Below are 18965 nucleotides of genomic sequence, written 5' to 3' on the forward strand. Positions count from 1 at the left end.
AGATATGGAGACCTACCCATGGCTTTTCTTTCCATTGAGCGCGACGGCGGCATTCTGACCGTCACCATGAACCAGCCCGAGACGCGCAATGCGCTCACGGGCAACACGGCGGTGGCCGAGCTGGTGCAACTGTGCGAGGACGTGCGCCGGGACAGCGGCGTGAAGGTACTGATACTGACCGGCGCCGGGCCCATCTTCAGCTCCGGCGGCAATGTCAAGGACATGCAGCGCTTCTTCGACGAAGCCTTCACGCCCGACCTGATCTGCGATGAATACCGCCAGGGAATACAGCGCCTTCCGCTGGCGCTGGCGCAGCTCGATGTGCCGCTGATCTGCGCGGTCAACGGCCCGGCCATAGGCGCGGGCATGGACCTGACCTGCATGTGCGACATCCGCATCGCGAGCGACACCGCGACCTTTGCCGAAAGCTTCGTGCGTGTCGGCATCGTGCCCGGCGACGGCGGCGCGTGGCTGCTGCCGCGCGCGGTCGGCATGGCCAAGGCCGCGGAGATGGCCTTCACCGGCGAAGCCATAGACGCGCGCGAAGCGCTGGCCTGCGGGCTGGTGAGCCGCGTGGTGCCGGCCGCGGACCTGCTGCCCACGGCCATGGCGCTGGCGCGCAAGATCGCCGCCAATCCCGGGGCCGTGATGCGCATGACCAAGCGGCTGCTGCGCGAAGGGCAGAACAGCTCCTTGCCGTCGTTGCTGGAACTGTCGGCCGGCTACCAGGCGCTGGCCCACAAGACGGCGGACCACCGCGAGGCCGTCAACGCCTTCATCGAAAAACGCCAGCCGCGGTTCGCGTGACGCGTCAACAGGAGGGGTGCATGCAACCGCTGCAAGGTTTGACCGTCGTGGATTTGTCCACGGTGGTGTTTGGTCCGCTGGCCAGCCAGATACTGGGCGATTACGGTGCCACGGTGATCAAGGTCGAGACGCCGGACGGCGACTCCACGCGCCGCACGGGCCCGGCCCGCGAGGAGGGCATGGCCGCGATGTTCCTGGGCACCAATCGCAACAAGAAAAGCGTGGTGCTCGATCTGCGGCAGGCCGATGCCCAGGCCGCGCTGCAGGCGCTGGTGGCGCGTGCCGATGTCTTCATGCACAGCATGCGCCCGCAGAAGCTGGCCCGGCTGGGCATCGATGCGCAGACCCTGCTGGCGCGCCATCCGCGGCTGGTCTATGCGGGCTTGCATGGCTTTGCGCAGGGCGGGCCCTATGCGGGCAAGCCGGCCTATGACGATGTGATCCAGGGCATGAGCGGCATTGCCGATCTGATGCGCCAGCAGGGCGGCCAGGCGCGCTACCTGCCCATGGTCGCGGCCGACAAGACCTGCGGCCATGTCGCGGCGCATGCCATTCTTGCCGCGCTGATGCGCCGCGAGCGCACGGGCCAGGGCGGGTTTGTCGAGATTCCCATGTTCGAGTCCATGGTGGGCTTCAACCTGGTCGAGCATATGTATGGCCAGCACTTCGAGCCGGCGCTGGGTGACGCCGGCTATCCGCGTGCCATGGCGCCCTCGCGCCGGCCCTATGCGACCGCCGATGGCTATGTGGCCATGATGCCCTATACCGATGCGCATTGGCTGCGCTTCTTCACCGCCGCCGGCCGGCCGGAACTGGCGCAGGACGCGCGGTTTTGCAGCATGGCGCAGCGCACCACGCACATCGTGGCCCTGCTCGATTTCGCGGCCGACGTGATTCGCCAGCACAGCTCGGGCCATTGGCTGGAGACCTGCGAGCGCCTGGAGATTCCCGTGGCGCCTATCACCCGGCTCGCCGACCTGCAGGCCGACCCGCATCTGCGCGCCACGGGCTTCTTTCAGCGCATGGACGACGCCGCCATGGGCGCGCTGAACTTTCCCGCCAACCCGGTGCGTTTTGACGGGCAGCGCCTGCCCGTACGCATGCCGCCGCGCCTGGGCGAGCACACCCGCGCCTGCCTGCTCGACGCCGGCCTGGCGTCGGCGCACATTGACCAGCTGCTCGCGGCCTGCCACGGCCGCCAGGCCCCTCCACCCAAGACCGAGACCATTCCATGAACCCGCAACCCTTGGCCCCTGCGCCCGAACTCACTGCCGAAACGGCCAAGGCGGCTGTCGCCGCAATGCCCCGATTGGGGCAGGGCTACGTCTGGCAGGACCTGCAGGTGGGGCAGTGCTTTCGCACGTTTCGTCGCACGGTGACCGAGACCGATCTGGTCAACTTCATCGGCGTGACCGGCATGCTCGAAGCCATCTTCATCGAAGACGGCTACGAAGGTGCGGCCATGGCGGGCCGCGCGGTGCCCGGCGCTCTGACCTATTGCCTGATCGAAGGGCTGATCCTGCAGACCATGATCCAGGGCACGGGCCTGGCGATGCTGGAGCTGCAGCAAAAGATCTTCGCGCCGGTCATGGTCGGCGACACGGTGCATGCCGTGATCGAAGTGACCGGGGTCCGCCCCACCTCGCGCAGTGGCCGGGCGGTAGTGACCTCGCGCATCGATGTCTGGAACCAGGAAAACCAGGTCGTCATGAGCTATGTGGCCAAGAGGCTGCTTGCCGGGCGTTCCCCCATCTGAGCTGCGCAGTGCCCGCAAGAGGCAGCAGCCGGCTTCGCACGCAAACCACCAAAGAGGAGACATTGCATGACAAACGACAGGAATACCGTCCGGATATGGCGAGCGCTGGGTATCGCGGCAATCGCCGGCGCAGGCCTGCAGCCCGCGGCCTGGGCGCAGACCCCCTGGCCTTCCAAGGCCATCACCATGGTGGTGCCGTTTCCGCCGGGCGGGCCCACGGACATCGTCGCGCGCCTGCTGGCGCAGAACATCGCCCAGCAACTGGGGCAGGGCATCGTCATCGACAACAAGCCGGGAGCCAATGGCAACATCGGCAATGCCGCCGTGGCCAAGGCGGCGCCCGACGGCTACACCGTGCTCTACAACACCTCGTCCATCGCCCTGAGTCCGGCGCTTTACAAGAAGCTCAGCTACGACGTCCACAAGGAACTGGCCCCCGTGGCCTTGACGGCGGTCGTGCCCCTGGCGCTGGTGACGCGCCAGGATCTGCCGGCAAAGAACGTGCAGGAGTTCTTTGCCTATCTCAAGGCCCAGCGCGGCAAGGTGTCCTACGGTTCGGCGGGCAATGGCAATGTGACGCACCTCGCGGCGTTCCAGATGCTGCATGCGGCCCAGCTCGAAGCCACGCACATTCCCTACAAGGGCAGCGCGCCCGCGGATCTCGCGCTCGCCAGTGGGCAGCTGGACTTCCTCACGGACACTATCAACTCCGTCATTCCCTTCATCAAAAGCAAGCACATGAATCTGCTGGCGGTCACCACCTCCGAGCGCATGTCGCTGTTTCCCGATGTGCCGACCCTGGCCGAGTCAGGCCTGCGCGGCTTCGAGGCCGGGGCGTGGCAGGGCATCATGGTGCCCGCCGGAACGCCGCCCGAGATCATTGCCCGGCTCAATACGGCCGTGAACCGGGCGCTGAAGAATCCCGAGGTGCTTGCCAAGCTCGCCCAGCAAGGCACCGAGGCGCTGGGCTCGACCGCCGACGAGTATGGCGTCTACCTGCAAAAGGAACTCAAGCGCTGGAAGGAGGTTGTGGCGGTGACCGGCGTGTCGCTGGACTGAAGGGCGCCGGCCCCGCATGCTGCACGAATGTGGCGCGGTTGTCCGCGCCAACCCCTTTTCGGCGGCAAAATCGTTTTTTTGCAAGCAGGGGTGGCAATGCGTGAAAGTGTGGATTGCGTCGTGATCGGCGCCGGGGTCGTGGGCTTGGCCGTGGCGCGCGCGCTGGCGCTGCAGGGCAGGGACGTGATGGTGCTCGAAGCGGCCGAGGCCATAGGCACGGGCACCAGTTCGCGCAACAGCGAAGTCATCCACGCCGGCATCTATTACCCCGAAGGCTCGCTCAAGGCGCGGTTGTGCGTGCGCGGCAAGCAACTGCTCTACGCCTATTGCGAGGAGCGGGGTGTGCCGTTCCAGCGCTGCGGCAAACTGATCGTCGCGACCAATGAAGCCCAGCGCGCGACGCTCGAAACGATTCGCTGCAAAGCGATGGCCAATGGCGTCGATGACCTGGTCCTGCTCGACGCCGACCAGGCGCGTGCGCTCGAACCGGCGCTGCAGTGCGTCGCCGCGCTGCACTCGCCGAGCACGGGCATCGTCGACAGCCATGCGCTGATGCTGTCGCTGCAGGGCGACCTGGAAAATGCCGGCGGCCTCGTGGCCTTCCATGCGCGCGTGTTGCGCGCCGAAGTCACGCCCGAAGGCATCGTGCTGCACACCGAGGATGGAATGGAGCTGCAGGCCCGTACCGTGGTCAATGCGGCGGGCCTGTATGCGCCGGGTCTGGCGCAGACGTTCGACGGTCTGCCTGCCGACGCCGTGCCCAGCGCCTACTACGCCAAGGGCAGCTACTTCACGCTCAGTGGGCGCAGCCCGTTTTCACGCCTGATCTACCCGGTGCCCGAAGCGGCGGGCCTGGGCGTGCATCTGACGCTCGACCTGGGCGGCCAGGCCAAGTTCGGCCCCGACGTAGAGTGGGTCGGCGGGCCCGAAGACCTGGTCGTCAATCCGCAGCGCGGCGATGCCTTCTATGCGGCCGTGCGCAGCTACTGGCCCGACCTGCGCGATGGCGCGCTCGCGCCCGGCTATGCAGGCATACGGCCGAAAATCAGCGCGCCCGATGCGCCCGCGGCCGACTTCGTGCTGCAGGGGCCGAGCGCGCATGGCGTGCCCGGCTTGATCAACCTGTTTGGCATCGAGTCGCCGGGACTCACCAGTTGCCTCGCATTGGCCGAGTCGGTCAGTGAGCTTGTGGGAGCTGTCTGACAGCGCCGCGGCCCAGATTCTCTTGGTGCTTGCCCGTGCATTCGCTAAGATGAAGCCATGACGCCAGTAGGCGCTTGTAGGTGATTCACCCCGCATGCGGCTGCCGGTGCCTGTTTTTATTGTCCATCCGAAAGGCCTTCATGACTAAATCCGTATCCGAAACCATCGCCCACGCTCCTTCTGACCTGGAAAAACTGGTGAGCGATCTGCGCGGCTTGGTCGACAGCAAGACCTTGGACTCGCTGCCCGAGATCCAGGTGCTGCGCAAGCGCCTGGACGAAGGCATCGAATCCGCGCGCGATTCGGCCCTGCGCGCCGCGCGTGAAGCCGCCCGCCAGGCCAAGGATGCTGCCAAGGCAGCCGACCAGTACGCACATGACGAGCCCTGGCGCGTCGCTGGCGCGGCCCTGGCCGCCGGCGCCGTGATCGGTTTCCTGCTGTCGCGTCGCTGAAGCCGCCAGCACAGACCCACCGGACATGGATGTGAACTGGTTGTCTCTACTCGGCATCGACGCCTGGGTTGCGCGTTGGCGCGCCAATGTGATCGAAGGCGCGATCGCGGCGGAAGACCGCCTCGATCTCGCCCGCCTCGAATGGCAGGATCAGAAACGCCGTTTGATCTCCGCCGTGGTGCTTGGCATCGCGCTGGCAGGACTGACCGTTGTGGCTTTGATCGTGCTGTCCATGGCGCTGATGGTGCATTTCTGGGATTCGCCCGAGCGCGTCACGGTCGCGTGGAGCGTGGCAGGCGGGTGGCTGTTGATCTGGGCCGGCTTGCTGCTGGGTCTGTGGTCGATGCTGCGCAAGGCCGGCAGTGCCTTTGCGTTGACACGCAATGAACTCGCGCAGGATTGGCGCGCGCTGAAGGAGCGGCTGTGAACACTTCCACCACTGCTTCCATTTCCGCGAATGCGGACAGCGTGAAGGCCAAGGCCGCCGAGCTCGATGCGTCGCTTCCCGAAACGCACCGCGCCGTGCTGCTGCGCATTGCGACGCAGCGCGAACGCCTGAATGCGCGGCGCAATGCGCGCGCCCAGGCGCTGGCATTGCAAAGCCAGCAGTCGGCGCATATGCCTACCTCCGGGCCCCTGTCGGAACGGTTGGTGGCATTTGCGCGGCTGCATCCGCTCGCGGTGGCGGCGGCTGCGGGCGTGGCGCTGGTGATAGGCCCACGCCGGTTGATTCGCTGGTCGAGCGTCATTTTGCCGTTGGTGATGAAGTACCGCCGCTAATATCAACCGCGCATCTGCCCCGGTTCGACCGGGCGCAAAAAAGCCGTGTGCTGCAAGCAGCCACGGCTTTTTGCATGGGCACGCAAGCTGCTCAGCGCAGCTGGCGAATCGCCCTGGCCGCGCGTTGCACCAGTGCCGGGCCTTCATAGATCAGGCCACTGTAGATCTGCACCACGTCCGCGCCCGCGCGGATCTTTTCCACGGCGTCGTCTGCGCTCATGATGCCGCCCACGCCGATGATGGGGTAGTTCGGGCCCAGCGCTGCGCGCAGCTGGCGTATCACATGGTTGCTCGCTTCGCGCACCGGTGCGCCCGACAGGCCGCCGGCTTCGTCGGCGTGCGCCATGCCCTGGACGGCTTCGCGCCGGATGGTGGTGTTGGTGGCGATGACGCCGTCCATGCCATGGCGCTGCAGTGTGGCGGCGATCACGGCGACCTGGTCGGCGTCCAGATCGGGTGCGATCTTGACGAACAAGGGCACGCGCCGGCCCTGCTGCGCGGCGAGCTGCTCGCGGCGCACGGCGATCGCGCCGAGCAGGCCGTCGAGCGCGTCATCGCTTTGCAGCGCGCGCAGGTTCTTGGTGTTGGGCGAACTGATGTTCACGGTCACATAGTCGGCATGCGGGTACACGCCTTCGAGCGCAATCAGGTAGTCGCTGGTCGCTTCCTCTATGGGCGTGAGCGCATTCTTGCCGATGTTCAGGCCCAGCAGCATGGGCTTGCCCTGCGCGCGGCACTTCGACTGGCGCACGTTGGCGACGAAAGTCTCCAGGCCCTGGTTATTGAATCCCAGGCGGTTGACCAGTGCCCTGGCCTGGGGAATGCGGAACATGCGCGGCTGGGGGTTGCCCGGCTGGGGCTTGGGCGTGACGGTGCCGACTTCGACGAAGCCAAAGCCCATGGCGCTGAGCGCGTCTATGCAGCGCGCGTTCTTGTCCAGGCCCGCGGCCATGCCCACGCGGTTGGGAAACTGCAGTCCGGCGAGCTCGATCGGGTCCGACACCATGGGCTGTGACCAGGCCCACTGCAGCGGCGTGCCCTGGCCGCGCGCCAGCAGGTTCATCGTCAGGTCATGGGCCGCCTCGGCGTCGAGGCGGAACAGAAAGGGTCTGGCCAGTGCGTAGGGAATAAGAGACATTGGATAATTCAGTGATTACTTCCAATTCTCTCCCATGACGACACCTGCTGCAGCCCTTTCCCAAGATGAACTCAAAACCCTGGTGGGACAAGCCGCTCTCCAGTACGTGCAAGCCGGCGAGATCGTCGGCGTGGGCACGGGCTCGACGGTCAACAAGTTCATCGACGCCCTGGCGACGATCAAGGACCAGATCCGCGGCGCGGTCTCAAGCTCGGTGGCCAGCACCGAGCGCCTGAAGGCACTGGGCATTGCGGTGTTCGATGCCAACGAAGTCGAATCGCTGTCGGTCTATATCGACGGCGCCGACGAGATCGACGGCCAGGGCTACATGGTCAAGGGCGGCGGCGCGGCGCTGACGCGCGAGAAGATCGTCGCCGCGCTGGCCAAGCGTTTCGTCTGCATCGCCGACGAATCCAAGCTGGTGGATGCACTCGGCGCGTTCCCGCTGCCGGTCGAGGTAATTCCCATGGCCGCCCAGCAGATCGCGCGCCGCTTCGAGGCCCGGGGCGCGAGCGCGACGCTGCGCCTGCGCGATGGCCAGTCCCTGGTGACCGACAACGGCCAGCACATTCTGGATGTGCGCGGCCTGTCGATTGCCGATCCGCTGGCGTTCGAATCCGAAGTCAACCAGTGGCCCGGCGTGGTCACCGTGGGCGTGTTTGCGCACCAGAAAGCTTCGGTGTGCCTGCTGGGCACGGCGCAGGGCGTGCGCACCATCGCCTATTGATCACCCGGCCTGCGCGGCCTGCTCAGAAACTCAGGCCTGCGGGGTTGGTCGGTGTCACCCGGTTGGTTGATGCGGGGGGCGCGGGCATGCGGCGCTCGGTTTCGGCGGGCGCTGCAGCGGGGGCTGGCGCCGGCGCCGGTGCCAGTGGGCGCACAGGCGCCTGGCGATAGTTCGCGGGCAGGGCCGAAGTCTGGGGGTAGCCTGCGGCATCGAGGTATTGCCCCCATTCGCCGGCCGCAAAGCCCGTGAGGTGCTGGCGGCCTATGGTTGCAAACGGCAGCTGGCTCTGGCCGCTGAGCGACTGCAGGGCCTGCACGTCGGCGTTCGTCTGCACGCTCAGTTCGGTGAACGGAATGCCGCGTGTCACCAGCAGCGCACGCGCGCTGGCGCAGGGGCTGCAATCGCTGCCGGTGTAGAGGGTCACGGGAAAGCGCGCCTGTACCTCGCGCAGCGCATGGGGCAGCGCGTCGCCGGCATTGGCGGGAGCGCGCGCGTCTTCGGCCGTCACGGCCGCGCGTGCGGTGTTCGGTTCACGGTCGGAAAACGTCACGCGCCCATCGGCGCCCACGCTGCGGTAGATGACCTGGGCCTGAGCCTCATGGACCGTGAACGCAGCCATGGTGAGCACCATGGCTGCAACCAGTGCCGAGCGATGCGAAACGGACGAAACAAGCATGGCAGCAACCTGGTGAGTGGAAGGGGCTGAACGCAGGGCGTGCGGGCGGCAAGCCGCCCGCACTGGTTCAGGCCGCAGCGGGTTCGGCCATGCCCTGGTGGCGCAGCAAGGCGTCCAGCGAAGGCTCGCGGCCGCGGAAGGCCTTGAACGATTCCATCGCCGGGCGGCTGCCACCGGCTTCGAGGATGGCGGCGCGGTAGCGGCGGCCGGTCTCGGGCGCGTTGCTGCCGTCGGAGCGCTGGGTTTCCTCGAACGCCGCATAGGCGTCGGCGCTCAGCACCTCGGCCCATTTGTAGCTGTAGTAGCCCGCGGCGTAGCCGCCCGCGAAGATGTGGCTGAACGTGTGGGCCGTGCGGCTGTAGGGCGGCGCGGGCAGCACGGCGACTTCGGCGCGCACCTGGGCCAGCAGCGGCATGATGTCGTCGGCCGGCTGGTGCGTGGTGTGCAGCAGCATGTCGAACAGCGAGAACTCGATCTGGCGCAGCGTGCCCATGCCGCTTTGGAAGTTCTTCGCGGCCAGCATCTTGTCGAACAGCGCGCGCGGCAGCGGCTCGCCGGTTTCCACATGGGCGGTCATGTGCTCGAGCACGTTCCATTCCCAGCAGAAGTTTTCCATGAACTGGCTGGGCAGCTCGACCGCATCCCATTCGACGCCGCTGATGCCCGAGACATCGCGCTCGTTGACCTGGGTCAGCAGGTGGTGCAGGCCATGGCCGGTTTCGTGGAACAGCGTGATCACGTCATCGTGCGTGAGCAGCGCGGGCTTGCCGTCGACACCATCGGCGAAATTGCAGACCAGATGGGCCACGGGCGTTTGCAGCGCGTGGTTGTCGGGGCGCAGCCAGCGCGCGCGCACGTCGTCCATCCAGGCGCCGCCGCGCTTGCCCTTGCGCGCGGGCTGGTCGAGGTAGAACTGGCCGACCAGCTCGGGGCCGTTGCTGCCCGCGCGCTCGATGCGGTAGAACTCGACGGCCGGGTTCCAGACGGGAGCGACATCGCGGCGGATGCTGACTTCGAACAGGGTTTCGACGATCTTGAACAGGCCGGCGAGCACCTTGGGCGCGGGGAAGTATTGCTTGACTTCCTGCTCGCTGAACGCATAGCGCGCTTCCTTGAGCTTCTCCGAGACATAGCTCCAGTCCCAGGGCTGGGGATCGTCCAGGCCCAGTTCCTGGGCCGCGAAGGCGCGCAGGTCGGCGACATCCTTTTCGGCATAGGGACGCGCGCGGCGCGCGAGATCGCGCAGGAAGGTGATGACTTCGGCCGGCGACTGGGCCATCTTGGTGACCAGCGACAGGTCGGCGAAGGTGGCGTAACCCAGCAGCTGGGCTTCCTCCTGGCGCAAGGCCAGGATTTCGCGGATGTTGGCGCTGTTGTCGAATTTCGTGGCATCGCCCGCGGCCTGGTCGGAGGCGCGCGTCACATAGGCCTTGTAGAGCGTTTCGCGCAGGCTGCTGCTGCGCGCGAACTGCATCACGGGCAGGTAGCAGGGCATCTTCAGCGTGAGCTTGTAGCCGGCCTTGTCTTCGGCCTCGGCTGCGGCACGCGCGGCCTGCTGCACATCGGCGGGCACGCCGTCGAGCTCCTCTAGCGTGGCGTAATACGCAAACGCATCGGTGGCGTCTAGCGCGTTCTCGCTGAACTTCTGGCTCAGCTCGGCCGAGCGTTCCTGGATCTGCGCGAAGCGCAGCTTGGCCTCGCCCTGCAGCTCCGCGCCCGAAAGCACGAAGTTGCGGATGGCGTTGTCCCAGGCCCGGCGCTGCTCGGGGTTGAGTGCGGTCGGGTCAATGGCCTTGTACTTGGCGTACAGCCGCTCGTCGGCGCCCAGGCGGGTCCAGAACTCGGTGACCTTGGGCAGGGCTTCGTTGTAGGCGGCGCGCAGCTCGGGCGTGTCGGCCACGCTGTTGAGGTGGCTCACGGCGCCCCAGGCGCTGGAGAATTTTTCGGTCGCGACATCGAGCACGCCGGCAATCGATTCCCAGCGCGCGGGAAAGTCCGCGGCCGTGACCGTTTCCAGGGCCTGGCTGGCCTGCTCCATCAGAACGTGGATCGCGGGCTCCACATGTTCGGGCTGGATGCGGTCGAACAGCGGCAGGTCGGTTTTGTCGAGAAGTGGATTGCTCATGCGTGCTTATGTGGCGACGTAACTAATAATTTCAAGCTGGAAAATACTGCAGAGCTATGCCAAGTTCGATGCGTGAGCGGCGCCGGGCCGTCCTGGGCGGCACCCCCCCAGCCGCGAGGGCTCCCATGGGGGGCAGCGCAGCCACACGAAGTGGGCAAGCGTGGGGGCTATGTCCGTTCAGCCGCTTCCACGGTGCTTACCAAAAGCATGGTAATGGTCATGGGGCCGACACCGCCGGGCACGGGGGTAATGTAGCCCGCGATTTCCTTGACGCCCGCGAAGTCCACGTCGCCGCAGAGCTTGCCTTCGTCGTTGCGGTTCATGCCCACGTCGATCACCACGGCGCCGGGCTTGACCATGTCGGCCGTGAGCACATTGCGCTTGCCAACGGCAGCGACCACGATGTCGGCCTGGCGCGTCATGGCCGCGAGGTCGGCCGTGCCGCTGTGGCACACGGTCACGGTGGCATTGGCCTGCAGCAGCATCATGGCCATGGGCTTGCCGACGATGTTCGAGCGGCCGATGACCACGGCGTGCTTGCCGCGCAGGTCCTTCATGCCTATGGATTCAAGCATCTTCATGCAGCCGTAGGGCGTGCAGGCCTTGAAGCCGACTTCACCGACCATCAGCGCGCCGGCGCTGGCGACGTGAAAGCCGTCGACGTCCTTGAGCGGCGAGATGGCTTCGATGACCTTGTGGTCGTCGATGTGCGCGGGCAGGGGCAGTTGCACCAGGATGCCGTGGATGCCGGGATCGTTGTTGAGCGCTTCGACGCGCGCCAGCAGTTCGGCCTCGGTCAGGCTCGCGTCGTACTTCTCGAGCACCGAGTGCAGGCCGGCTTCCTCGCAGGCCTTGACCTTGTTGCGCACATAGACCTGGCTGGCGGGGTTGTCGCCCACCAGCACGACGGCCAGTCCGGGAATGACGCCGCGCGCCTTGAGCGCTGCTGCGCGCGTGGCGACTTCCGAGCGCAGTTGGCGGGAGAGGGCGTTGCCGTCGATGAGTTGGGCTGTCATGTTTGAAATCTCAATAAAAAATGCTGCTAGCACCGTGGGGCACTAGCAGCCGTGGACCATGCGTAATTTTAAACAGCCTCTGCAACTCCCGCATTACCCTTGATCTAGGCAGTCGACATGTCCCAATTCCGAGGGGGCGCCGAGCAAGGGCCGCCCCGCAGCGAGGGCGCCGTCCCCCTCCACCGAAGGATGAGAGGGGGAAGCCGCATAGCGGCTCAGGGGGTGATCCACATTCAGGCGGCGACCTTGCCCGTGGGCTGGTTTTGTCCCAGTGCAATTTTCAGCAGATCGGCCACGGTGTTGGCGTTGAGCTTTTCCATGATGTTGGCGCGGTGCGCTTCCACGGTCTTGATGCTGATGCCCAGATCGTCGGCGATCTGCTTGTTCAGGCGGCCGGCGACGATGCGCTCGAGCACCTGGGCCTCACGGCTGGTGAGCTTGGACAGCAGCGCGTCGCGGCTCGCGGCCTGCTGGTGGCCGGCGAACGCATCGCGGGCGTGGTCCAGCATGCGCTCGACCAGGCCCAGCAGCTCTTCTTCATTGAACGGCTTCTGGATGAAGTCCAGCGCACCCTTCTTCATGGTGTTCACCGCCATGGGCACGTCGCCGTGGCCCGTGATGAACACGATGGGCAGCGGGGACTTGCGTTCGATCAGGCGGTCCTGCAGTTCCAGGCCCGTCATTCCGCCCATGCGGATGTCGACGATCAGACAGGCGACTTCGCGGGGGTCGTAGCGCGCCAGAAAGGATTCTGCGGCGTCGAAGCAGCGCACGCGGTAGTCCTTGCCTTCGAGCAACCACTGCAACGAATCACGGACGGCCTCGTCGTCGTCAACCACATACACAGTGCCTTTTTTCGGAATCAAACTCATGCAATCGTCCTTGGTGTGGGTTCGGTTGTCGTGGTGAGTGTTGTCGCATCCACAGGAGCCGCGAGCGGCAGCCAGAAAGTGAAGCGGCAGCCTATGACATCGGAGCCATTGTAGAGGTTCTCCGCGTGCATTCGACCGTGGTGCGACTCGACGATGCTGCGGCACAGATTCAGCCCCATGCCCATGCCTTCGCTCTTGGTGGTGAAGAAGGCCTCGAACAGGCGTTCCAGCACTTCGGGCGGCAGGCCCTTGCCCGTGTCCTGCACGGTGAATTCGACCACCTGCTGGCCTTCGATCTCGCGCGGCAGCACGCTCAGCTCCACGCTGCGCTGGTGGCCCGGGCGCTGCGAGTTCTCGATCGACTCGGCGCCGTTCTTCATCAGGTTGACCAGCACCTGCTCGATCAGGATGGCGTCGGCCATCACCGGCGGCAGCCGCTCGGCGATATGGTGGGTCAGGCGCACGTTGTGGCGGCGCAGTTCGATGTCGGCAAGCTCCACGGCTTCGCTGACCATGTCGGCGACATGGGCCAGCGTGCGATTGGGTTCGCTGCGCTTCACGAAGGCGCGTATGCGCTGGATGATCTGGCCCGCGCGCTGGGCCTGGTGGGCGGTTTTCTGCAGCGCCGTCAGCAGCATCTCCTGGCTCAACTGGCCGCTTTGGCTGCGCGAGATCATACCGCTGCAGTAGTTGCTGATGGCGGTGAGCGGCTGGTTGAGTTCGTGCGCCACGCTCGATGCCATCTCCCCCATGGTGATCAGGCGGCTGATGGATTGCGCGTGTTCGGCCTGGCGCGCGGCCTGCTCCTGCGCCAGGCGCCGGGGCGTGATGTCGGTGGCGATCACCATCTGCGCGAGCCGCCCGTCGACCCAGCTCAGGTAGCGCGAGCGCACTTCCAGCCATTTGCCCAGGTCGGGCAGGAAGATTTCGGCGTTTTCGCTGCGTGCGCTGGTCAGCGGGTCGGCGGGCAGGCCCATCAGTCCGTCCTCGTCGTCCATGTTGGAGTCGGTGTGGCGTGCGGGCAGCACGCCGGCCTGCGCGACGAGCTGCAGGTGGCCATCGGTCTGCGAGCCGAACCACTGGCGGTAGAGCTTGTTGGCGAACAGCAGCTCGGCGCTGCCCAGCGGCGCCACCGACACCGAGGCATCGAGCGCTTCGAGCACGATGGTGAAGCGCTCGTGCGAGGCCGACAGCTGCTCGCGTATGCGGTTGGGCTCGGTGATGTCGGTCATCGACGACATCCAGCCGGTGTGCTGGCCATGGGCGTCGATCAGCGGCGAGACATACAGCCGCGCATCGAACTGGCTGCCGTTCTTGCGCTGCACGCGCACCTGGAAGCCGCCGACGATGGTCTTGCCGCTGAGCTCGTCGCGCAGCTTCAGGCGCAGGCTGTCGTATTCATTGCTCGGCCAATAGCTGTAGGGCGGCAACTGGCCGACCAGATCGCTTTCGCTCCAGCCCGTCATCTGGCAGAACGCGGCGTTGACATAGGTGATCCGGCCTTCGAGGTCGAGCGCGCGCATGCCCGTGAGCACCGAGTTCTCCATCGCGCGGCGGAAGTTGGTTTCGGCGACCAGCGCTTCCTGGGCGCGCATGCGCCGGCGCGTATGGCGCCAGGTAGCCAGCAGCAGCCAGGCCGTCATCGCGCTGAGCGTGCCGACCAGCCAGAACAGGCTGTTGCCGACAAAGCCCAGCGACGTGCGGTAGGCCTGGGCGCGCAGCACCAGGCCGCTGCCCACGGGCGAGACCGGAACCTCATATTCGTTGGCGCGGTCGCGCCACCAGCGCCAGGTGTTGCCGTTGGCGCGCTGGGGCAGGGCGGTGCCGGCCAGCAGCTGGCCGCTGCCGTCGAGCATGGTGACCGCGTAGCGCGCGAGCACTTCGGTTGGCGTGCCGTAGCGCAGCAGGCTGTCGACCGAGTATTCGCCCAGCACCACGCCGCCAAAGCCGCCCGTGCTGTTGATCGGTACCTGCAGTTGCAGCATCGGTACCGGCTCGCCCGCAATGGCGACCGATTGCGCATAGACCGGCTGCTGCAGGTCCTGCACCTGCGCGAAGGTCCGGGCGGTGTCGCCGGGCCGCAGGATTTCGCCGGCGATGCGCAACTGTTCGCTGTGCACCGTGGGCGCGGAATGGCTGGCGCGTATGCGCTGGCGCTCGTCGATCCAGCTGATCGACTGGAGCTCCGGGTACTGGGTGATCAGCGCTTCGCTGCGGCGCGCAAAATCCCCTCTGCCCAGCTCCTGGTTGGCGATGTCGCGTGCCACGCGCATCAACTGCTCCTGGCGTTCGAGCAGCCGCAGGCGCACGCGCTGCTGGGCGTATTCGACGTCGCGGCGCAGCGCTTCCTGTTCGCGCTCGACCTCTTCCACGCGCAGATACCAGAAAGCGACGACGATGGCCGCGAGGAACATCAATACCGCCGCGAGCGGGGCCAGCGCGGCGAAGCGATCCTGGCGGGTCGGGGAGAGGCTGCGCCACCAGCTGCGCCACCAGCGCACGGGTGCGGCGACGAGCGTGTCGGACAAGGCGTTGGGCGCGGTGGGTTTCGCGGCGGGCGTGGCGGCAATGGGGTCCATGGCCTGAGTGTAGAGGAGGAGTGCCGGGTTTTTTCGCGCGCTTCAGACGGCGGCCAATTTGTGCGTTTGCAGCAAAATATCACATTATGAAATTGAGAAGCATAATTTGAAATTTGCTGAAAATGTGCGAAACTTCCGCTCGATTCATTCAGTGACGGCGCATTTGCGGCCGGGCGCGCAAGCCGCTGGTTGACCAATTGGCAAGGGCGTTTACGCCCCATGACAATGGGCACAAGGCCACTGTTCGTTTATCGCCTATTGCCAGGAGACACCATGACAGCTCAGACCGACCCTCAGGCCGGCGCCGGCGCCACCCCCGTGGCCAGCACCGATCAGCAAGAAACCCGCGAATGGATGGACGCGCTGTCCGCCGTGATCGACCGTGAGGGCGCGCAGTACGCCCACGCACTGCTCGAAGAGCTGCTCGAACACGCGCGCCAGAACAGCGTGGACCGACCTTTCTCCGCCAACACCGGCTATGTGAACACGCTCGAGACGTCGCAGGAAGCGCGCTGTCCCGGCAACCTCGAGCTCGAAGGCCGCCTGCGCGCCTACATGCGCTGGAACGCGATGGCGATGGTCGTCAAGGCCAACCGCATCCACCCGCCCGAAGGCGGCGACCTGGGCGGCCACATCGGCTCCTTCGCTTCGCTGGCCAACATGTTCGGCGCGGGCTTCAACCATTTCTGGCATGCCGAGAGCGAAAACCACGGCGGCGATTGTCTCTACATCCAGGGCCATGTGTCGCCCGGCATCTATGCGCGCGCCTACCTCGAAGGCCGCATCAGCGAAGAGCAACTGCTGAATTTCCGCCAGGAAGTCGACGGCAAGGGCCTGTCGAGCTACCCGCATCCCAAGCTGATGCCCGAGTTCTGGCAGTTCCCCACGGTCTCCATGGGCCTGGGCCCGCTGATGGCGATCTACCAGGCGCGCTTTCTCAAGTACCTGCACGCCCGCGGCATTGCCAACACCGAGAACCGCAAGGTCTGGGTGTTCTGCGGCGACGGTGAAATGGACGAAGTGGAATCGCTGGGCGCGATTTCGCTGGCAGCGCGCGAAAAGCTCGACAACCTGATCTTCGTCATCAACTGCAACCTGCAGCGCCTGGACGGCCCGGTGCGCGGCAACGGCAAGATCATCCAGGAACTCGAAGGCGAATTCCGCGGCTCGGGCTGGAACGTGATCAAGCTGATCTGGGGCAAGGGCTGGGACGAGCTGCTGGCCAAGGACAAGGACGGCGTGCTGCGCAAGATCATGATGGAGTGCAACGACGGTGACTACCAGTCGTTCAAGGCCAACGACGGTGCCTACGTGCGCAAGAACTTCTTCGGCCGCGACCCGCGCGCGCTGAAGCTGGTCGAGCACATGAGCGACGACGAAATCTGGAACCTGCGCCGCGGCGGCCACGATTCGCAGAAGGTCTACGCGGCCTTCCATTCGGCGAACGAGCACAAGGGCCAGCCCACGGTGCTGCTGGTCAAGACCGTCAAGGGCTTCGGCATGGGCAAGATCGGTGAAGGCAAGAACACCGTGCACCAGACCAAGAAGCTCGGCGACGAAGACATCAAGGCCTTCCGCGACCGCTTCAACATTCCGATTCCCGACAGCCAGATCGCCGACCTGCCGTTCTACAAGCCGGCCGACGACACACCGGAAATGCGTTACCTGCACGAGCGCCGCAAGGCGCTGGGCGGCTACCTGCCCAAGCGCCGCGTGAAGGCCGACGAGCAGTTCACCGCGCCGGCGCTGGAGACCTTCAAGGCCATCCTCGAGCCCACGCCCGAAGGCCGTGAGATCTCGACCACCCAGGCCTATGTGCGCTTCCTCACGCAACTGCTGCGCGACAAGGAAATCGGCCCGCGCGTCGTGCCCATCCTGGTCGATGAGGCGCGTACGTTCGGCATGGAAGGCCTGTTCCGCCAGATCGGCATCTACAACCCCGCAGGCCAGCAGTACACCCCGGTCGACAAAGACCAGGTCATGTACTACCGCGAAGACAAGGCCGGCCAGATCCTGCAGGAAGGCATCAACGAAGCCGGCGGCATGTCCAGCTGGATTGCCGCAGCCACGAGCTACAGCACCAGCAACCGGATCATGATCCCGTTCTATGTCTACTACTCGATGTTCGGCTTCCAGCGCGTGGGCGACCTGGCCTGGGCAGCGGGCGACATGCAGGCACGCGGCTTCCTGCTCGGCGGCACGTCGGGGCGCACGACGCTCAACGGCGAAGGCCTGCAGCACGAAGACGGCCACAGCCACATCCTGGCCAACACCGTTCCCAACTGCATCAGCTACGACCCGACCTTCGCCCACGAAGTCGCGGTGATCATGCGCGAAGGCCTGCGCCGCATGGTGCAGGAGCAGGAAAACGTCTTCTATTACCTGACGCTGCTCAACGAGAACTATGCAATGCCAGGCCTGACGCCCGGCACCGAAGATCAGATCATCAAGGGCATGTACCAGTGCAAGGCCGGCATCAAGGTGCCGACCACGGGCCTGCGCGTGCAACTGCTCGGTTCGGGCACCATCCTGCGCGAATCGCTGTTCGCCCAGGAGCTGCTGCTCAATGACTGGGGCGTTGCCGCCGACGTCTGGAGCTGCCCGAGCTTCAACGAACTGACCCGCGACGGCCAGGACGTGGACCGCTGGAACCTGCTGCACCCGCTGGAGACTTCGCGCCAGGCGTTTGTCACGCAGCAGCTCGCCGGCACCACCGGCCCGGTGATCGCGTCGACCGACTACATGAAGGCCTACGCCGAGCAGATCCGTGCCTATATCCCCAAGGGCCGCATCTACAAGGTGCTGGGCACCGACGGTTTCGGCCGTTCGGACTTCCGCCGCAAGCTGCGCGAGCATTTCGAGATCGACCGCCACTACATCGTCGTGTCGGCCCTGCGCGGCCTGGCCGACGCGGGCCAGCTGCCCATGACCAAGGTGGCCGAAGCGATTGCCAAGTACGGCATCCAGGTCGACAAGATCAACCCGCTGAACGCCTAAGAATTCCGGGAGACATATATGGCATTGGTAGACATTCAAATTCCGGACATCGGTGATTTCGACGAGGTGTCGGTGATCGAAGTACTGGTTCAGGTGGGCGACACGATCAAGGCCGAGCAATCGCTGCTGACCGTGGAATCCGACAAGGCCTCGATGGAAATTCCGTCGAGCCATGCGGGTGTGCTCAAGGAGCTGCGCGTGGCGCTGGGCGACAAGGTCAAGCAGGGCTCGGTGATCGCGGTCATCGAAAGCGCGGCAGCAGCAGCGGCCCCTGCAGCAGCGGCCCCCGCTGCTGCTTCCCCTGCTCCCGCTCCCGCTCCCGCTCCCGCTCCCGCTCCCGCTCCCGCTCCCGCTCCCGCTCCCGCTCCCGCTCCCGCTCCCGCTCCCGCTCCCGCTCCCGCTCCCGCTCCCGCGGCACAAGCCGCCGCGGCGCCGGATCCCGCCGCCGCCGCCGCCGCAGGACCGGCCGAAACCATCGCCCTGAAAATCCCCGACATCGGCGACTTCAAGGACGTGGCCGTGACCGAGATTCTGGTCAAGGTCGGCGACACCGTGGCGGCCGAGCAGTCGCTGTTCACCGTGGAATCCGACAAGGCGTCGATGGAGATTCCATCGCCGGCCGCCGGCGTGATCAAGGCGCTGACGCTCAAGGTCGGCGACACGGTCAATATCGGTGACGTGATCGGTGAAATCGAAGGCACGGCAGCCGCTGGGGCGTCAGCACCTGCTGCTGCCGCACCCGCAGCGGCGGCGCCCGCCCCAGCTGCTGCAGCACCTG

The 18965-nt window shown here is 66.0% G+C and carries 17 protein-coding genes; 11 read left to right on the top strand and 6 right to left on the bottom strand.

Annotation, left to right across the window (positions count from 1 at the left end; genetic code table 11):
* Positions 1-18: 18 nt before the first annotated feature.
* From GVL12_RS10515 to GVL12_RS10550, 8 genes are all read left to right on the top strand, one after another.
* Entirely contained in the window at positions 19-807 is a 789-nt protein-coding gene (locus tag GVL12_RS10515; RefSeq protein WP_159913593.1) for a crotonase/enoyl-CoA hydratase family protein, read from the top strand.
* Between the two features lie 20 nt (positions 808-827).
* Complete coding sequence (locus GVL12_RS10520) at positions 828-2042, top strand: CaiB/BaiF CoA-transferase family protein (protein ID WP_159913595.1); 1215 nt, start codon at positions 828-830, stop codon at positions 2040-2042.
* Positions 2039-2563, top strand: a complete 525-nt coding sequence (locus GVL12_RS10525; RefSeq protein ID WP_159913597.1) for a MaoC family dehydratase N-terminal domain-containing protein — start codon at positions 2039-2041, stop codon at positions 2561-2563. The genes GVL12_RS10520 and GVL12_RS10525 overlap by 4 nt, the downstream gene beginning before the upstream one ends.
* Before the next feature lie 66 nt (positions 2564-2629).
* The gene (locus GVL12_RS10530) at positions 2630-3622 is read left to right on the top strand and encodes a tripartite tricarboxylate transporter substrate binding protein (protein WP_159913599.1); all 993 of its coding nucleotides are present in this window, start codon (positions 2630-2632) and stop codon (positions 3620-3622) included.
* Positions 3623-3718: 96 nt separating this feature from the next.
* On the top strand, positions 3719-4825 hold the full coding sequence (locus GVL12_RS10535; protein WP_159913601.1) for an NAD(P)/FAD-dependent oxidoreductase: 1107 nt from the start codon (positions 3719-3721) through the stop codon (positions 4823-4825).
* Between the two features lie 140 nt (positions 4826-4965).
* Positions 4966-5277 (top strand): DUF883 family protein, encoded by a 312-nt coding sequence (locus tag GVL12_RS10540; RefSeq protein WP_159913603.1) that lies wholly within the window; start codon positions 4966-4968, stop codon positions 5275-5277.
* Positions 5278-5302: 25 nt separating this feature from the next.
* A complete protein-coding gene (locus GVL12_RS10545) occupies positions 5303-5704 on the top strand; it encodes a phage holin family protein (protein ID WP_235033846.1) in 402 nt (133 codons plus the stop codon).
* Positions 5701-6057, top strand: a complete 357-nt coding sequence (locus GVL12_RS10550; protein ID WP_200843662.1) for a hypothetical protein — start codon at positions 5701-5703, stop codon at positions 6055-6057. The genes GVL12_RS10545 and GVL12_RS10550 overlap by 4 nt, the downstream gene beginning before the upstream one ends.
* 91 nt (positions 6058-6148) lie before the next feature.
* On the opposite strand, the gene GVL12_RS10555 is transcribed toward GVL12_RS10550, so the two are convergent.
* The gene (locus GVL12_RS10555; RefSeq protein ID WP_368855043.1) at positions 6149-7186 is read right to left on the bottom strand and encodes a quinone-dependent dihydroorotate dehydrogenase; all 1038 of its coding nucleotides are present in this window, start codon (positions 7184-7186) and stop codon (positions 6149-6151) included.
* A gap of 43 nt (positions 7187-7229) precedes the next feature.
* Between GVL12_RS10555 and rpiA the strand changes: the two genes are divergently transcribed.
* Complete coding sequence (rpiA, locus tag GVL12_RS10560; protein ID WP_159913607.1) at positions 7230-7922, top strand: ribose-5-phosphate isomerase RpiA; 693 nt, start codon at positions 7230-7232, stop codon at positions 7920-7922.
* 22 nt (positions 7923-7944) lie between these two features.
* Here the strand turns inward: rpiA and GVL12_RS10565 are convergent, their stop codons facing one another.
* From GVL12_RS10565 to GVL12_RS10585, 5 genes are all read right to left on the bottom strand, one after another.
* Positions 7945-8598 carry a glutaredoxin domain-containing protein gene (locus tag GVL12_RS10565; RefSeq protein WP_200843663.1) on the bottom strand — a complete coding sequence of 218 codons (654 nt, stop codon included), beginning with the start codon at positions 8596-8598 and terminating at the stop codon, positions 7945-7947.
* A gap of 67 nt (positions 8599-8665) precedes the next feature.
* Positions 8666-10723 (bottom strand): M3 family metallopeptidase, encoded by a 2058-nt coding sequence (locus GVL12_RS10570; protein WP_159913609.1) that lies wholly within the window; start codon positions 10721-10723, stop codon positions 8666-8668.
* A 167-nt stretch (positions 10724-10890) separates the two neighbouring features.
* Positions 10891-11739, bottom strand: coding sequence for a bifunctional methylenetetrahydrofolate dehydrogenase/methenyltetrahydrofolate cyclohydrolase FolD (gene folD, locus GVL12_RS10575; protein ID WP_159913611.1), 849 nt, complete (start codon positions 11737-11739; stop codon positions 10891-10893).
* A gap of 233 nt (positions 11740-11972) precedes the next feature.
* The gene (locus GVL12_RS10580) at positions 11973-12611 is read right to left on the bottom strand and encodes a response regulator transcription factor (protein ID WP_159913613.1); all 639 of its coding nucleotides are present in this window, start codon (positions 12609-12611) and stop codon (positions 11973-11975) included.
* A complete protein-coding gene (locus GVL12_RS10585; RefSeq protein ID WP_159913615.1) occupies positions 12608-15190 on the bottom strand; it encodes a PAS domain-containing sensor histidine kinase in 2583 nt (860 codons plus the stop codon). Before GVL12_RS10585 ends, GVL12_RS10580 begins: the two co-directional genes overlap by 4 nt.
* Positions 15191-15463: 273 nt before the next feature.
* Between GVL12_RS10585 and aceE the strand changes: the two genes are divergently transcribed.
* On the top strand, positions 15464-18187 hold the full coding sequence (aceE, locus tag GVL12_RS10590; RefSeq protein WP_159913617.1) for a pyruvate dehydrogenase (acetyl-transferring), homodimeric type: 2724 nt from the start codon (positions 15464-15466) through the stop codon (positions 18185-18187).
* Positions 18188-18205: 18 nt separating this feature from the next.
* Positions 18206-18965 (top strand): biotin/lipoyl-containing protein (locus GVL12_RS10595; RefSeq protein ID WP_306770591.1); only part of this gene is annotated, 760 nt, incomplete at its 3' end.

This window comes from Pantoea sp. 18069, from assembly GCF_902706035.1.
In the GTDB taxonomy this organism is placed as follows: domain Bacteria; phylum Pseudomonadota; class Gammaproteobacteria; order Burkholderiales; family Burkholderiaceae_C; genus Comamonas.